Here is a 12,842-nt window from a genome sequence, read left to right on the forward strand (position 1 = left end):
AATGGATTGCAATATTTTTAAGCTGCCAGGGCGATGGGTCTGGCTTCACTGATGCGTCAAAGACTCCAGATTTATCTTCTAGAACAGGGGTAAGATCAGCCTAAAATTTCGAGTATTCCTTCGCCAAAGACCAATAACGATTCCAGATGAATGCCAATTTTCTGACTGCGGTGCTACTTCCCCTGGCTCTTTTCGTGATTATGCTGGGCATGGGCCTAGGTTTGACCCCCACTGATTTTAAACGGGTCTTAGTTGAACCTAGGGGGGTGATTGTCGGGGCGATCGCCCAATTGTTACTGCTGCCCTTGGTGGGCTTTGGCCTCGCAAATTTGTTTCCCCTCACCCCGGAATTGGCCGTGGGGGTAATGGTACTAGCGGCCTGTCCTGGAGGATCAACGTCTAATCTAATTACCTATCTCGTGCGGGGGAATGTGGCCCTTTCGATTACCCTCACGGCGGTCAGCAGCTTGATCACAGTTTTTACCATTCCCCTGGTGATTAATGGGGCAATGCAATATTTTCTGGGGGCCAGCGCCACCCTCCAATTGCCATTCCTCAAAACGGTGATCCAAATTGCGGTGATTACCCTGATTCCCATTGGGATTGGCATGACGCTCCATCGTTACGCCCCGAAATTTGCGGCCACGGTCGAGGGCTATGTGAAATGGTTATCGCTCTTTTTCTTGGGTTTGGTCGTTGCGGGTTTACTGTTGGCAGAGCGGGCCAATGTGGTGAGTTTCTTCCTTCAGGTGGGCTGGGTGATGTTGGCGCTCAATGTGACGATGATGCTCCTGGGCTATGCGATCGCCCTCGGAACGAAGCTAGATGGCCCCAGTGCCAAGTCCATTAGTGTGGAAGTCGGGATTCAAAATGGCACCTTGGCGATCGCCATTGCCAGTACCCCGACCCTTTTAAATGCGCCGACGATGGCAATCCCCGCCGCGATTTATTCTTTGCTGATGTTCATCACCAGTGCGGCCTTTGGTTGGTTTATCCAGCATCAAACGTCATCGCCAAGGTCAACTGGAGGGGATTCTCGTCCCTAAAAAATATTTTGTTACAAGAACGATAGAGCCAGGCCAACCAGTCAATACAATGGTTCAAGCCTGATTGGCTCCCCGACGAACGAATTGTGAGGTGCAACAACAATGGGTGTGATTGACTGGGTTATTGTGGCGATCTATGGCTTGATTGTCATTGCCATCGGCGTTATTGCCAGCCGCAAACAAACCAATACAGACGAGTATTTTCGGGGCGCACGGCAAATCCCCTGGTGGGCGATCGCCTTTTCGATCATCGCCACCTCCTTTTCTGCTGCCTCACTATTAGGGGGGCCAGGGGAAGGCTATACCAATGGCTTTTTGTACCTCCAACTCCAACTGGGGGATCTCCTGGGCTATGGCCTCGTGATTGCTCTGCTCCTCCCATTTTTCGTGCGGTTGAACCTCACCACCGCCTACGAATACCTCGAAAAACGCTTCGATGCCAAAACCCGCTCCCTTGGCTCCTTCTGCTTCTTGCTCTTTGTCATTGCCCGGTTAGGAGGATTGCTCTATGCCGCTTCTCTGGTGGTCGCCACGGTGACCGATATTCCCACAGGCCTCGCCATTCTTTTGGTGGGGCTCGTCTCGATTGTCTATACCGTCGCTGGGGGAATCACCGCCGTCGTTTGGACAGATGTATTGCAGTTTGCGATGATTTTTGTCGGGATTGGCGCGGGGATCTGGACGGCTGTGACCGGGGTTCCCGGCGGTTTCGGGGAACTATGGCAAGTGGCGGCGGCCAATGATAAGCTCGCCGTCTTTAACTTTGCCTGGGATCCAGGCTCGATTCGAACTTTACCGACGGCCCTCTTTGCCTACGGGATTTTGGCGTTTGCCGTGGCTGGCACTAATCAGCAATCTGTCCAGCGTTATGTTTCCTGTGCCGATGAAACCTCTGCCCGCAAGGCGATTCTCCTCGGTTGGTTTTCCGGTCTTGTGGGGGTGGCGGCCACGCTTTTACTAGGGGTGCTGCTATTTAGTTTTTACAACATCAACGGGGGGTTACCTGCCGAAGTGCCCGCCGATGGGATTTTGTCCCATTTCATTATCAATCAGGTGCCCCCAGGGGCTTCTGGGTTTTTGGTGGCCGCTATTTTTGCCGCAGCCATGTCCTCCATTGACTCGGCCCTCCATTCCCTCGCGACTTGCATTACCGTCGATTTTTATGACCGCTATCGTCAACCGAGGGCCGGCGGAAAACAATCTCTACGCATTGCGCAGATCTTGATCGTGATTTGGGGCTTGGTGGGCATTGGAGCGGCGTTTTATGTGGCTTCAACCGGGAAAGATTTACTGGAATTTCTGGTGAGCTACACCACCATGTTCCTAGGGCCCTTGCTCGGTATTTTCTTAATGGGGGTTTTATTTCCTCGGGTAAACAGCACGGGTGCTTTCTATGGGACGGTGGCCGCAGTCATTTTGGTGATTATTGGCTCAAATGCGGGTTGGCTGACCTTCCCTGGCATTTGGCGATCGGCGATCGCGGCTCCCCTGGGGATTGTGCTGGGCTATGGAATCTCTCTGCTGGGTCAAATTCCGCCCCGGCGATCGCTAGAAGGACTTACCCTCTGGAGCCAAACCCAAGCAACTAAACCCCTGGGACGTCCGGGCCTCGAAGAAGATATTTCTCGCTATGAGGATTATTAAGCATTTGTATCGATGGGCTGGGAGTAGGGTCAAATGGGGCATGGCACTATGGATCTGCCCAGAAGTTTAGCGACAGGGGCCAGGGGAATCCGATATAATTTTTTGGCAAGTTCAATCCATCTCAAGATCGTAAAACCATGGCACTTCTGACCACCGGCAAAAGCTTTACCCGCACCGTAGAAAAGTCTGGCGCAGTTGCAGTCTATGCTCCCCTTGAGGGTGGTTTCGAAGGTCGCTATATGCGTCGTTTGCGTAGTTCTGGCTATTCGGTGGTGAATTTGACGGCGCGGGGTTTGGGAGATGTGGCCGCTTATTTAACGCAATACCACGGGATTCGTCCTCCCCACCTGGGTAAAAAGGACATTGCTGGCAGTGGGGCGGCGGTGGGCCTCCGGTATTATGTGCCGGGAATTGCGAGCTACCAGTTAGAAAATCTCCCCCAAAAGAGCAAAGGAATTATTCTCTGGATCATTGAAGGGTTTGTGCTCTCCCGCCAGGAACAGGAATACCTTGTGAGCCTGACCCAAGAAAATCCTCAAATTAAGGTCGTCATCGAAATGGGGGGCGATCGCCAATTTTCCTTTAAGCCCCTGGCTGACCTCTTAGTTTAGTTAGAAAGCCGGGCGTAATTTTAAATAGCCGTACAAAGCAGTTACGCCCACCACAATGCCAACGACAATCAAGCTGCCATTAAGACCCCACAGCAACGTTGCCCCATTGGCGATCGCCGCCAGTCCAATAAATAGCAACCGAAATGCAAAGCTATTCAGGGAAATCAGAGTCGCCCGCAGGTTTGAGGGAATTCGCTCATTGAGATAGCTCAAAACCAGCGGGGTGTTGCAGCCCCGTACCAGATAAATCACGACAATGAATAAAAACCCCCAGAGGTTTTCAATCAGGCCCATGGCAATGTAGGCGATCGCCATACAGCCCGGCAGGAGCGCAAACAGACGTCGGTAGGAAAACCAACGGACAAGGGTGTGAATGCGCCAAGAAATGAGGGCCATTGCCCCGTGGAAGAGTAACCAAGCCCAGCCCAGTTGGGTCAAACCCAGACCCCGGTCTACAAGATATTCCTGGGAAACCCACACCACTAGAAAAGAACCACAACTTAAGGACGCCGAAAAGAGCAGCAGCCACCGGAGCGATCGCCTTTCCTGAAAAATTGCCCGAATTTGCGGCAACAAAGTACGCCAGCCCGGTGTTTTTTCTGGGTGCTGCTGGGGCGGTTCCCGGAGCGTCAACGCCAACCCCAGATAAGCGCCAATACAGAAAGTTTGCAAATAAAACGGATAGCGCAGATCCCACTGGGCGACCCAAGCACCCATGAGACCACAAACCGCTTCTGTAATGCCCATAATCGCCACCCCTTTCCCTTCCCAGGCGGCATATTTGTCAGTCCGGCCAAGGGCAAGTAAACTCTCATAGGCGATCGCACTATCGGCCCCAGAGATTAAACTGCCACCAAGCCCCGCTAAAATTTCAGCCCAGGCAAACCAACTAAAACTGCCCTGGGTACAATAAATCAGCCAACCCACCAACCACAAACTCGCCCCCAGTACCAAACTATTTTTGCGGCCAAATTGATCGGCAAAATAACCCGAAGGAATTTCCCCCACAAAGATCGCCGCTGACAAAATCGCCTTGAGGGCGATCGCCTGGGCAATGGACAATCCCTGGGATTCATAAAACAGCACAATTACCGGAATGGGAAACCAGGCAGATTCAAGGCCCTTGAGCAGCCAGAGGGTTGTTAAATTTTTAGCGGTTAGTTCTGCTGGTCTTAAATACGCCATGTTTTGTCAAATACACCACTGGTTTTATCAGGTGTTGCGAAACTCTGATTTTCATTGCTCGCCTGAATCGCCCAGCCCTTGTATCCACTGGCGATTAAGAAACAATAAGCAACGACTGTCAAGCATAAATCGTCACTACAATGACAAATATTTCAAGGTGCTGCAAAAGACCTCAAAAAATTCAAATCTTACCCTAAGCAAACGTTTTTCGATCGGTTGAGACCGCCCCAAAAAAGGCAGTTTATTTGAGGTTGCTTTAAAATTCGCCCTTCTTTATTGTCGATTTTTTAACTGATTGATCATGGTTCGTTTCACAAATTCTTTTTTACAACCGATGCTACGGGCCGTTGCTCCCCTCACGGTGCTGACCCTCGCTGGCTGTTCTTTTTCCGTCGAGGGCTTATCCTTTGGTTTCGGGAACAGAACCCTCGATGCTGAAAAACTCGAAACAGAAATCTCCCAAGGACTTACCACCCAAACGGGATTGGCGACGACAGCAGTGACTTGCCCTGAAGATAAAGCCATCGAAGCGGGCAATGTGTTTAGCTGTGAGGCCGCTTTGGAAGGAGGTCAGACCCTCGCCATTCAAGTCACCCAAAGTGATGACGAGGGTAATGTTAACTGGAGTGCCGATGAGGGCCTCGCAAATCTCCGGGGATTAATCTCCAGTGAGACTTTAGAAACACAAATCGCCCAGGGTATCGCTGAACAACTGAACGTCGAAGCGACCATCGATTGCGGTGCTCCCTATCGGATCTTGCTCACCGGCGAAAGTTTTAACTGCACAGCCACGGATAACTCTGGTAATTCGGCTTCTGTGGCAGTAACCGCTGAGGATGATGCGGGCAATGTGGTGTGGCGACTGCAATAAATTGGGCTTCGGGATTTCCAGAGTGCCCCAAAAGGCGATCGCCACCTTGTAAAATACCCACTTAACCATTGAGTTTTTTAGCAGCAAGCAACCTCAAAGCATTATGGACGCAACAACGCGGGTAGAACTGGGAGAAAATAGCTACGATATTGCGATCGCCAAAGAAAGCCTCCAACAAATCGGGACTTTTCTCCGTCCCCTCGACTTGGGTCAGAAGGTCTTAATCGTCTCCAACCCGGAAATTTACGGCCACTACGGCGAAACGGTGGTGAATTCTCTCCAGGCCGCTGGCTTTAGCGTTGATACCCACCTAATCCCTGCTGGAGAACAATATAAAAATCTGGCCTCCATCGAAAAAATTTACGACACAGCCTTTAAAAATCGCCTTGAACGCTCCTCGACACTGCTCGCCCTTGGGGGTGGTGTGATCGGCGACATGACTGGGTTTGCAGCGGCCACCTGGCTCCGGGGCATTAACTTTGTGCAGGTGCCCACAACTCTATTGGCGATGGTCGATGCGTCCGTTGGCGGTAAAACAGGGGTCAATCATCCCCAAGGCAAGAATTTAATCGGGGCGTTCTACCAGCCGAAATTTGTCCTCATCGACCCGACGGTACTCAAGACTTTGCCGGTGCGAGAATTCCGGGCGGGCATGGCGGAAGTGATTAAGTACGGTGTGATTTGGGACGCCGATCTCTTTACGAAACTCGAAGCCGCTGAGCAGATTGATAGCTACGCAACCATTGACCCCGATTTGCTGGATCTCATCCTCGAACGTTCTTGCCGGGCGAAGGCAGAAGTCGTCAGTCAAGATGAGCGGGAATCGGGTTTGCGGGCCATTTTGAACTACGGCCACACCCTCGGTCATGCCGTCGAAAGTTTGACCCACTACGAAACCTTTGTCCATGGGGAAGGGGTTGCCATTGGGATGGCCCTGGCAGGGGCGATCGCCACCCGGATGAATCTCTGGACGACGGCTGAGACCCAACGCCAAGATGCCTTGATTAAAAAAGCGGGTCTTCCCACCGAATGCCCCAATAATTTAGCGATTGAAGCGATTCTGGAGACCCTCCAGAGCGATAAAAAAGTGAAGTCGGGGAAAGTGCGGTTTGTCCTCCCGACCAAAATTGGGGAGGTCTTAATCACCGATCAAGTCAGCGCCGACCTGATCACCGACGTTTTAGCACCCGCCCTCTGCTAGAAATTTAGGGGGATGTCTGCTCTGCCACCCATTCAATCACCTGTTTATCGATCTGCCACCCATTCAATCACCTGTTTACCGATGGAGACCCCATCGAGGCGATCGGCTTCCCGGACACCTGTGGGACTGGTGACATTCACCTCCGTCACATAGCCACCAATAATATCGAGGCCGACAAAATATAACCCATCGGCCCTGAGTTGGGGAGCTAAGGTTGCGGCAATTTCCCGGTCGCGCTCCGTAATATCCACCTGGGCGATGCGACCACCAACGGCCATATTGCCCCGGAAATCGTCCCCCGTCGGAATGCGGTTTACGGCCCCAATCGGGTCTCCATCCAAGACGATCAGACGCTTATCGCCTGCCTGGGCAGCGGGCAAAAATTCCTGCACCATCACCGGCTCTTTCCCCTGTTTGGTGCTGATTTCTACGAGGGAATTAAAATTGCGATCGCCTTTTTTGATTAACAAAATCCCTTCCCCTGCTTTCCCACCGAGGGGCTTTAAAACGGCTTTTCCTTTGGCTTCGATAAATTGTCGTGCCACTGCCTTTTCTGTAGTGATAATGCTGGCGGGAATCACCGTGGGAAACCGGAGAGCGTAGAGTTTTTCGTTGGCGGCGCGGATCCCCTGGGGATTATTCAACACCAGGGTTTTGGTGGGGATGAGCAAATCTAAAATGTAGGTGGCATAGAGATATGCCGAAGTCACAGGCGGATCGGTGCGCATAAAGACCGCATTCATCTCCGTGAGGGGCAACAATTTCCGTTCTCCGAGGCGAAACCAATGTTCCTCAGCAACCCAGAGACCATTTTCCAAACGCACTGGCTCTAATTGCACTGCCTGCAGCGTTGCCCAGGCCTGGTGGTCAACCACACTCAACTGCTCCATGGTCGTAATCCAAACCTCATGGCCGAGGAGTTGGGCCGCTTCCATAAAAGCCACCGTCGTATCATGGCAGGGGTCAAGGTTGGCAATGGGATCGAGGATAAAAGCCAGTTTCACAGGGGGTTGCTTCCTAAACACAATGGAACCCACTGATCATAATCAATCGCCAATTGAAAAGGCAAAGGATTAGTTTTACCCAAGGGAGGCGATCGCCGTGGCAATATCCAAAGCTAAAAACCGATCCAGGGCTTGGTACATCCAGTGGATCGAACCTAAATCCCCTTGTTGGGTCGGCTGAAAACCCAGGGCTGTGGCTAGTTGGGCATAGCTCGGATGGATGATTAGAGTATGCAGATCACAGAGATTAGGAAAATCCCCTTGCATTTTCCGTAAGGTTTGCTGGGCATCCACCAGAAAGGTCAGTCGATAAGCCGTTAAATATGTCGGATCAATCACCCAACTGCGAATGAATACCGATACACAGGTTTCGTCACCCACGGTGGCCAGGGTAAACGGATCAATTGCCGCCATCGTACTGAGGTGCAATGCCTTTTTTGCAGGCCGAAAAAAATTCACATCGGAGCGGGCGGCGGTCGGATAGAGCAGATAAAAGCCCAACGGATTTTGATTATCCACACGCCTTAACACCCGCATTCCCCTGGGATATTGTTGTCCCCACTGGCGCAACAGTCTGGCAATCCGGTGGGGCACGGCATCGTTATTTTTGTTCATCCAGTTGTAATTGACTGCGAGCAAATTCGCTACGGGGATCGCATCACAACGGGGATTAAACTCCGCCAAGGTTAGGGAAACAACCTCGTCGGTTTCAGCACTCAAAACCTGTTGCGGTAACGGCAAAATTTCAATGCAGGTGGTGTTGCCGTCGAAATATTTGCGAATTAACCCCAAGGCTGCCAGCTTATCTAACATCATGCCTGCGGCGCGATCGCCCCCTTTTTCTTGATCGCCATAGAACAATTCTGCCGCCTCCCGATGGGTACAAATAATCGCCCCAAATTGGGTTTGCAGTTCCGTTAAGGGGGGCCGTAGTTGAGGCTGTTGCGTTAGTTTCGCCTTCACCAGGAGATAGATCCAAAGACGCAAAAAATATTCAGCCCGCACCCGCGTGAGGCCCACCACCTGCTTTAGCTGGGTCAGCAAGGCCTGCTTTTGGGTAGCAGGGAACCAGTGCTCAAGCTCCTGGAGGGTGATCATGGCTTTCTCTGGAAGTCTAATTACTTCATCCTACTTCACCTTACTTCTACGGGCTTGGGTTTGCTCATTGCGACTACAGAAAATCTTTCCCGACAATGAAAGTAAGCAACGACAAGTCTTCATTGAGGTTCAAGATCATGGCCACTCCTAAATTTGATGCCCCAGCCACCCACACCAACGCTTGGATTTTTCAAACCTGGTTAGCGTTTATTCTGTCCCTCAGTGCCATGGGGATCGGCATTTATTTGTTGCCCCTCAACGGTTGGATGAAAAGCTACCTGGGCATGGGGTTTGTGTTTTCGATTAGCTCTACCATTAGCCTGGCAAAGACGACTAGGGACTTAGAAGAATCAAAACGAATCTTTAATCGGGTTGATGAGGCTAAACTCGAGAAATTGTTGGCGGAATATGATCCGTTTAATAAATAGGCATTGGTTCCCAAAAAATTGGGGAGAACATGATTGCTCTCCCCGGACTGAAGATATGGGGCGATCGCCTTTATTTTTTCCTTTATTCCACCGTGACAGATTTGGCGAGGTTGCGCGGTTGATCCACATCTAAGCCCCGTCGTGCGGCGATGTGATAGGAAAGGAGCTGGAGGGGAATCACCGCCAATAGGGGTGACAAAATTTCGTCCACCGCCGCTACAGGTAGCACCTCATCAAAGGTCTGGGTCGCTTCCGTATCATCTAGGGCTGTCACACCGATCAAAAGGGCATCCCGCGCCTTCGCTTCCTGGGCATTGGAAATCACCTTTTCGTAAATATCCCCTGGCATGGCGATCGCCACCACAGGCACCTTCGCATCCAGGAGGGCAATAGGGCCATGTTTCATCTCTCCAGCAGGATAACCCTCGGCGTGGATGTAGCTGATTTCTTTGAGTTTGAGGGCACCTTCTAGGGCAATGGGAAAATTAATCCCCCGACCAATAAAGATAAAGTCCTGGGTATCAGTAAAATTATGGGCCAATTCTTCGATGCTCTTTTCTTGATCCGCCAGGATTGACTCAATTTGGGTCGGAATCTGCTGTAATCCGGTGACAATGTGCTGGAGTTTTTCAGGGGCGAGGGCTTGACGTCGGGCCGCCAACTCCAGGGCCAGGCAATAAAAGCTCATCAGTTGCGCCGTAAAGGTTTTGGTGGCCGCAACGCCGATTTCAATGCCGGCATGGGTATAGAGCACTTGGTCAACGATGTGGGTGATTGTGCTTTCCGAACGATTCGTAATGCCTAAAAGTCGGGCCTTGAGGTGGTCGTTATGGTGGAGACGACGCTCTTTTTCCATTTCCAGGGCGGCGATCGTATCGGCGGTCTCACCGGACTGGGTCACGCCAATGGTCAGGGTATTGGGCATGATCGGTGAAGGGGAATAGCGAAACTCCGAGGCATAGTGCACAAAGGTGGGGATGCCGGCGAGTTGTTCGAGTAAATATTTCCCCACGAGGCTGGCGTGCCAACTGGTACCGCAGGCCACGATTTGGATATGGTCGATGTTGTCGAGAAATATGGGGTCATTAATACCGAGGTTGATCGGCTGGGCTGCTTCTGGATTGAGATAAACTTCGAGGTTGGTGCGCACCACCGCCGGCTGCTCATAGATTTCCTTGAGCATATAGTGCCGGAAGCCTTGTTTTTCCACTTGGCCGGGGTTCCAGTCGAGGGTGCGGGGGGCTTTTTTGAGGCGATCGCCCGCAAAATTATAAATTTCCATCCCCAGGGGCGTCATCCGGGCCATTTCGCCATTTTCAAGGGTTAGGACTGCCCGGGTGTGGGGAATTAATGCCGTAATATCCGAGGCACAGAAAAATTCCCCCTGGCCAAACCCCAGGGTCAAGGGCGCTTGCTGCCGGGCAACGATCAATTCATCGGGATAGTCCACACAAATAACGGCGATCGCAAAGGCTCCTTCTAACCGTTGCACAGCCTTTTGTACCGCAGCGAGGAGGGGTTCCGGTTCAGATTTCGTCGTTTGGAGCAGATCCGCAATCAGATGGGGGATGACTTCCGTATCTGTTTCCGACAGGAAAGTATAGCCTTTGCCCTGGAGTTCTTCCCGTAGCTCCCGGTAATTTTCCACGATGCCATTTTGAACCACGGCCACCCGTTGCGCCATGTCCAAATGGGGATGGGCATTGTGTTCCTCTGGTTTCCCATGGGTTGCCCAGCGGGTGTGACCAATGCCAATGGTGGCGGGGGTACTGTTTCCTTCTAATTTTTCCCGGAGACGATATAGTTTGCCCTTGGCCCGTACCGAGTGGAGTTTTTCTTGCCAGATCGTCGCAATGCCCGCCGAATCATAACCCCGGTACTCTAGCCGTTCTAAGCCTGAGACCAGAATATCTGTTGCCGCTTGCGTGCCTAAATATCCCACAATGCCACACATAAAATCAGGTCTCCCTACACGAAAAATGAGCCGTTACTATCCTATAGTCTTTAACCTTGAATTTTTGTTTTTGTTCCCTAGAAGCGGTCAGATTCTGGAACTGAGGTCGTTCCGGGTTGATTGAGGAAGAGATTCCCTGCCGCATCATTTTGATAGATACAGTTAATACTCGGTGACCCTTGTAGGCTGCCGGTATAGCCAAAGGTATTCATGCGCCGTTTGCAGTCGTTGACCTGTTCTGAGGTGACCAGGTTTTGGCGTTCGAGAATGGCCCAGTTATTTTGCCGAATCACACAGCCTGGTTCCATCTGCGGCTGAGTGACAAAAACGTTGAAGGGGTTGAGGGTCACAAAGATTTTCATGTCCGTCACAATGGCACTCGCACCAAATTGTTGGCAAAGTTCAGCATCCGGAGCTTGACGGTCAATTTCCAGGCGAGAATCAATGCTTGTCGGGTTAAGATTGGTACTGGAGCTAAAGCCGATGCCCACCGTCACCCCTAGGACAAAAATTCCCCCAAACAGTGCCAGGGTTGCATAGTTGAAGTTAAAGAGGGACTTTTTGGGTTCCCGTTCGGGATACCTCGGACGGTCGTAGGGAGAGCGATCGTAACGTGAACGAGTTTGACGTTTCATCAGCGGATATCTATGGGGAACAGCGGCTCCATCAAGTCGATACGATACTTTGTTAAGTGATCATTCTATCCACTATAGCGATTTACTACTCCACCCGGAGCTTATCTCGAGGTTTTCCATGGCGGATCGGCACACATTAGTTTTATTGGATATTCTCATTTCGGCGCGGCTCGCGATTAATTATCTAGCGGATCTGAGTTGGACGGAATTCCTCGGCAATATTGTGGTTCAGGATGCGGTGATTCGGCGGATCGAAATTATGGGTCTGGCGGCGCGAAATATTCCCAAGGTGATGCACCCAGAACTCCCCCAAGTGCCTTGGTTTGAACTAGAGGCGATCGCCAAAACCATGAGTGAAGATTACGAGGCGGTCAATATTGCCTTTGTCTGGGATCTGGTGCGTAATGATCTCCCGGTTTGGGCAGAGGCTTTGGAAGTGATCTTGCCGGAAAATCTCCACGTCTAGAGATGCTGTTTAAGCCCGTTTCCCATAGCGCCTGGGGCCGACAGTTGTGGTTTGTGCGCCACGGAAATCGCTTGGATTTTGTGCAACCGGCTTGGTTTACCACGGCCCTCTATCCCTATGATCCGCCCCTTTGTCCCGCTGGCCACCGCCAAGCCCAGGAGTTGGGCGATCGCCTCGCCCCAGAAATGATCCACCATATTTTCACTTCTCCTTTCCTGCGCACGATCCAAACGGGTCACTATTGCGCCCAACGTTTAAACCTTCCTCTGAAGCTAGAACCGGGCCTGGGGGAATGGCAAAATCCCCATTGGATGACTCGCCCGCCCAAAACTCACTCCAAAGCATTTTTGCGTCAAAACTACAGCAATATCGACTGGCACTACCAGGAAAAATGTTTTCCCGACTACCCCGAAAATGCCGCCCAGGTGCAGCGACGGACGATTAAGACCCTCAAGCAGTTACTAAAATCCTATTCCGGCAACTTGCTTTTCATCGGCCACAAAATTCCCCTGGGCATTTGTCTAAATTATCTACTGGGAACAAACCACACCATGAGCCCCGATGTGTGTGCCCTCAATCAACTGGTTAATCTTGGCGATCGCTGGCTCTGGCAACGGCAAAATGAGACTGATTTTCTGACAGACCCAGGCATCAAGGTGGCCCCCTAAACCATCAATCCGCCCAGTCGCCATCGAGGAA

The 12,842-nt window shown here is 51.6% G+C and carries 13 protein-coding genes; 8 read left to right on the forward strand and 5 right to left on the reverse strand.

Going from position 1 to position 12,842, the window contains the following annotated elements:
• The first annotated feature begins 146 nt into the window (after nucleotides 1–146).
• From AWQ24_RS05770 to ndhN, 3 genes are all read left to right on the forward strand, one after another.
• The gene (locus tag AWQ24_RS05770) at nucleotides 147–1,046 is read left to right on the forward strand and encodes a bile acid:sodium symporter family protein (RefSeq protein ID WP_065716242.1); all 900 of its coding nucleotides are present in this window, start codon (nucleotides 147–149) and stop codon (nucleotides 1,044–1,046) included.
• Between the two features lie 102 nt (nucleotides 1,047–1,148).
• On the forward strand, nucleotides 1,149–2,690 hold the full coding sequence (locus tag AWQ24_RS05775; RefSeq protein WP_065716243.1) for a sodium:solute symporter: 1,542 nt from the start codon (nucleotides 1,149–1,151) through the stop codon (nucleotides 2,688–2,690).
• A gap of 137 nt (nucleotides 2,691–2,827) precedes the next feature.
• Nucleotides 2,828–3,301 carry an NAD(P)H-quinone oxidoreductase subunit N gene (ndhN, locus tag AWQ24_RS05780; protein WP_065713720.1) on the forward strand — a complete coding sequence of 158 codons (474 nt, stop codon included), beginning with the start codon at nucleotides 2,828–2,830 and terminating at the stop codon, nucleotides 3,299–3,301.
• On the opposite strand, the gene AWQ24_RS05785 is transcribed toward ndhN, so the two are convergent.
• Nucleotides 3,302–4,486 (reverse strand): MFS transporter, encoded by a 1,185-nt coding sequence (locus tag AWQ24_RS05785; RefSeq protein ID WP_065716244.1) that lies wholly within the window; start codon nucleotides 4,484–4,486, stop codon nucleotides 3,302–3,304.
• 301 nt (nucleotides 4,487–4,787) lie between these two features.
• On the opposite strand from AWQ24_RS05785, the gene AWQ24_RS05790 reads away from it, so the two are divergent.
• Together AWQ24_RS05790 and aroB are read left to right on the forward strand one after the other, a co-directional pair.
• On the forward strand, nucleotides 4,788–5,357 hold the full coding sequence (locus AWQ24_RS05790) for a DUF4333 domain-containing protein (protein ID WP_065716245.1): 570 nt from the start codon (nucleotides 4,788–4,790) through the stop codon (nucleotides 5,355–5,357).
• 103 nt (nucleotides 5,358–5,460) lie between these two features.
• On the forward strand, nucleotides 5,461–6,558 hold the full coding sequence (aroB, locus tag AWQ24_RS05795) for a 3-dehydroquinate synthase (RefSeq protein ID WP_012306769.1): 1,098 nt from the start codon (nucleotides 5,461–5,463) through the stop codon (nucleotides 6,556–6,558).
• A gap of 44 nt (nucleotides 6,559–6,602) precedes the next feature.
• On the opposite strand, the gene gshB is transcribed toward aroB, so the two are convergent.
• Together gshB and AWQ24_RS05805 are read right to left on the reverse strand one after the other, a co-directional pair.
• Nucleotides 6,603–7,562 (reverse strand): glutathione synthase, encoded by a 960-nt coding sequence (gene gshB, locus AWQ24_RS05800; RefSeq protein ID WP_012306770.1) that lies wholly within the window; start codon nucleotides 7,560–7,562, stop codon nucleotides 6,603–6,605.
• A gap of 75 nt (nucleotides 7,563–7,637) precedes the next feature.
• Nucleotides 7,638–8,660: a hypothetical protein gene (locus AWQ24_RS05805; RefSeq protein ID WP_083993501.1), complete on the reverse strand. Its 1,023-nt coding sequence runs from the start codon at nucleotides 8,658–8,660 to the stop codon at nucleotides 7,638–7,640.
• 137 nt (nucleotides 8,661–8,797) lie between these two features.
• Here AWQ24_RS05805 and AWQ24_RS05810 point away from each other — a divergent pair, with 137 nt between their 5' ends.
• Nucleotides 8,798–9,088: a YiaA/YiaB family inner membrane protein gene (locus tag AWQ24_RS05810; protein ID WP_012306772.1), complete on the forward strand. Its 291-nt coding sequence runs from the start codon at nucleotides 8,798–8,800 to the stop codon at nucleotides 9,086–9,088.
• A gap of 82 nt (nucleotides 9,089–9,170) precedes the next feature.
• On the opposite strand, the gene glmS is transcribed toward AWQ24_RS05810, so the two are convergent.
• Both glmS and AWQ24_RS05820 read right to left on the reverse strand, forming a co-directional pair.
• The gene (gene glmS / locus AWQ24_RS05815; RefSeq protein ID WP_065716246.1) at nucleotides 9,171–11,042 is read right to left on the reverse strand and encodes a glutamine--fructose-6-phosphate transaminase (isomerizing); all 1,872 of its coding nucleotides are present in this window, start codon (nucleotides 11,040–11,042) and stop codon (nucleotides 9,171–9,173) included.
• A 77-nt stretch (nucleotides 11,043–11,119) separates the two neighbouring features.
• A complete protein-coding gene (locus tag AWQ24_RS05820) occupies nucleotides 11,120–11,677 on the reverse strand; it encodes a DUF3172 domain-containing protein (RefSeq protein ID WP_065716247.1) in 558 nt (185 codons plus the stop codon).
• A gap of 118 nt (nucleotides 11,678–11,795) precedes the next feature.
• Between AWQ24_RS05820 and AWQ24_RS05825 the strand changes: the two genes are divergently transcribed.
• Nucleotides 11,796–12,143 (forward strand): DUF86 domain-containing protein, encoded by a 348-nt coding sequence (locus tag AWQ24_RS05825; protein WP_012306775.1) that lies wholly within the window; start codon nucleotides 11,796–11,798, stop codon nucleotides 12,141–12,143.
• Nucleotides 12,144–12,145: 2 nt separating this feature from the next.
• The gene (locus tag AWQ24_RS05830) at nucleotides 12,146–12,811 is read left to right on the forward strand and encodes a histidine phosphatase family protein (protein WP_065716248.1); all 666 of its coding nucleotides are present in this window, start codon (nucleotides 12,146–12,148) and stop codon (nucleotides 12,809–12,811) included.
• Nucleotides 12,812–12,842 lie beyond the last annotated feature (31 nt).

Origin of the sequence: Picosynechococcus sp. PCC 8807 (assembly GCF_001693295.1) — a bacterium.
Taxonomy (GTDB): domain Bacteria; phylum Cyanobacteriota; class Cyanobacteriia; order Cyanobacteriales; family MRBY01; genus MRBY01.

Coding starts and splice junctions, on each gene's coding strand:
- AWQ24_RS05825 (WP_012306775.1), top strand. CDS start 11,796: ATGGCGGATCGGCACACATTAGTTTTATTGGATATTCTCATTTCGGCG.
- AWQ24_RS05830 (WP_065716248.1), top strand. CDS start 12,146: ATGCTGTTTAAGCCCGTTTCCCATAGCGCCTGGGGCCGACAGTTGTGG.
- AWQ24_RS05770 (WP_065716242.1), top strand. CDS start 147: ATGAATGCCAATTTTCTGACTGCGGTGCTACTTCCCCTGGCTCTTTTC.
- AWQ24_RS05790 (WP_065716245.1), top strand. CDS start 4,788: ATGGTTCGTTTCACAAATTCTTTTTTACAACCGATGCTACGGGCCGTT.
- AWQ24_RS05820 (WP_065716247.1), bottom strand. CDS start 11,677: ATGAAACGTCAAACTCGTTCACGTTACGATCGCTCTCCCTACGACCGT.
- AWQ24_RS05785 (WP_065716244.1), bottom strand. CDS start 4,486: ATGGCGTATTTAAGACCAGCAGAACTAACCGCTAAAAATTTAACAACC.
- glmS (WP_065716246.1), bottom strand. CDS start 11,042: ATGTGTGGCATTGTGGGATATTTAGGCACGCAAGCGGCAACAGATATT.
- ndhN (WP_065713720.1), top strand. CDS start 2,828: ATGGCACTTCTGACCACCGGCAAAAGCTTTACCCGCACCGTAGAAAAG.
- AWQ24_RS05775 (WP_065716243.1), top strand. CDS start 1,149: ATGGGTGTGATTGACTGGGTTATTGTGGCGATCTATGGCTTGATTGTC.
- AWQ24_RS05810 (WP_012306772.1), top strand. CDS start 8,798: ATGGCCACTCCTAAATTTGATGCCCCAGCCACCCACACCAACGCTTGG.
- aroB (WP_012306769.1), top strand. CDS start 5,461: ATGGACGCAACAACGCGGGTAGAACTGGGAGAAAATAGCTACGATATT.
- AWQ24_RS05805 (WP_083993501.1), bottom strand. CDS start 8,660: ATGATCACCCTCCAGGAGCTTGAGCACTGGTTCCCTGCTACCCAAAAG.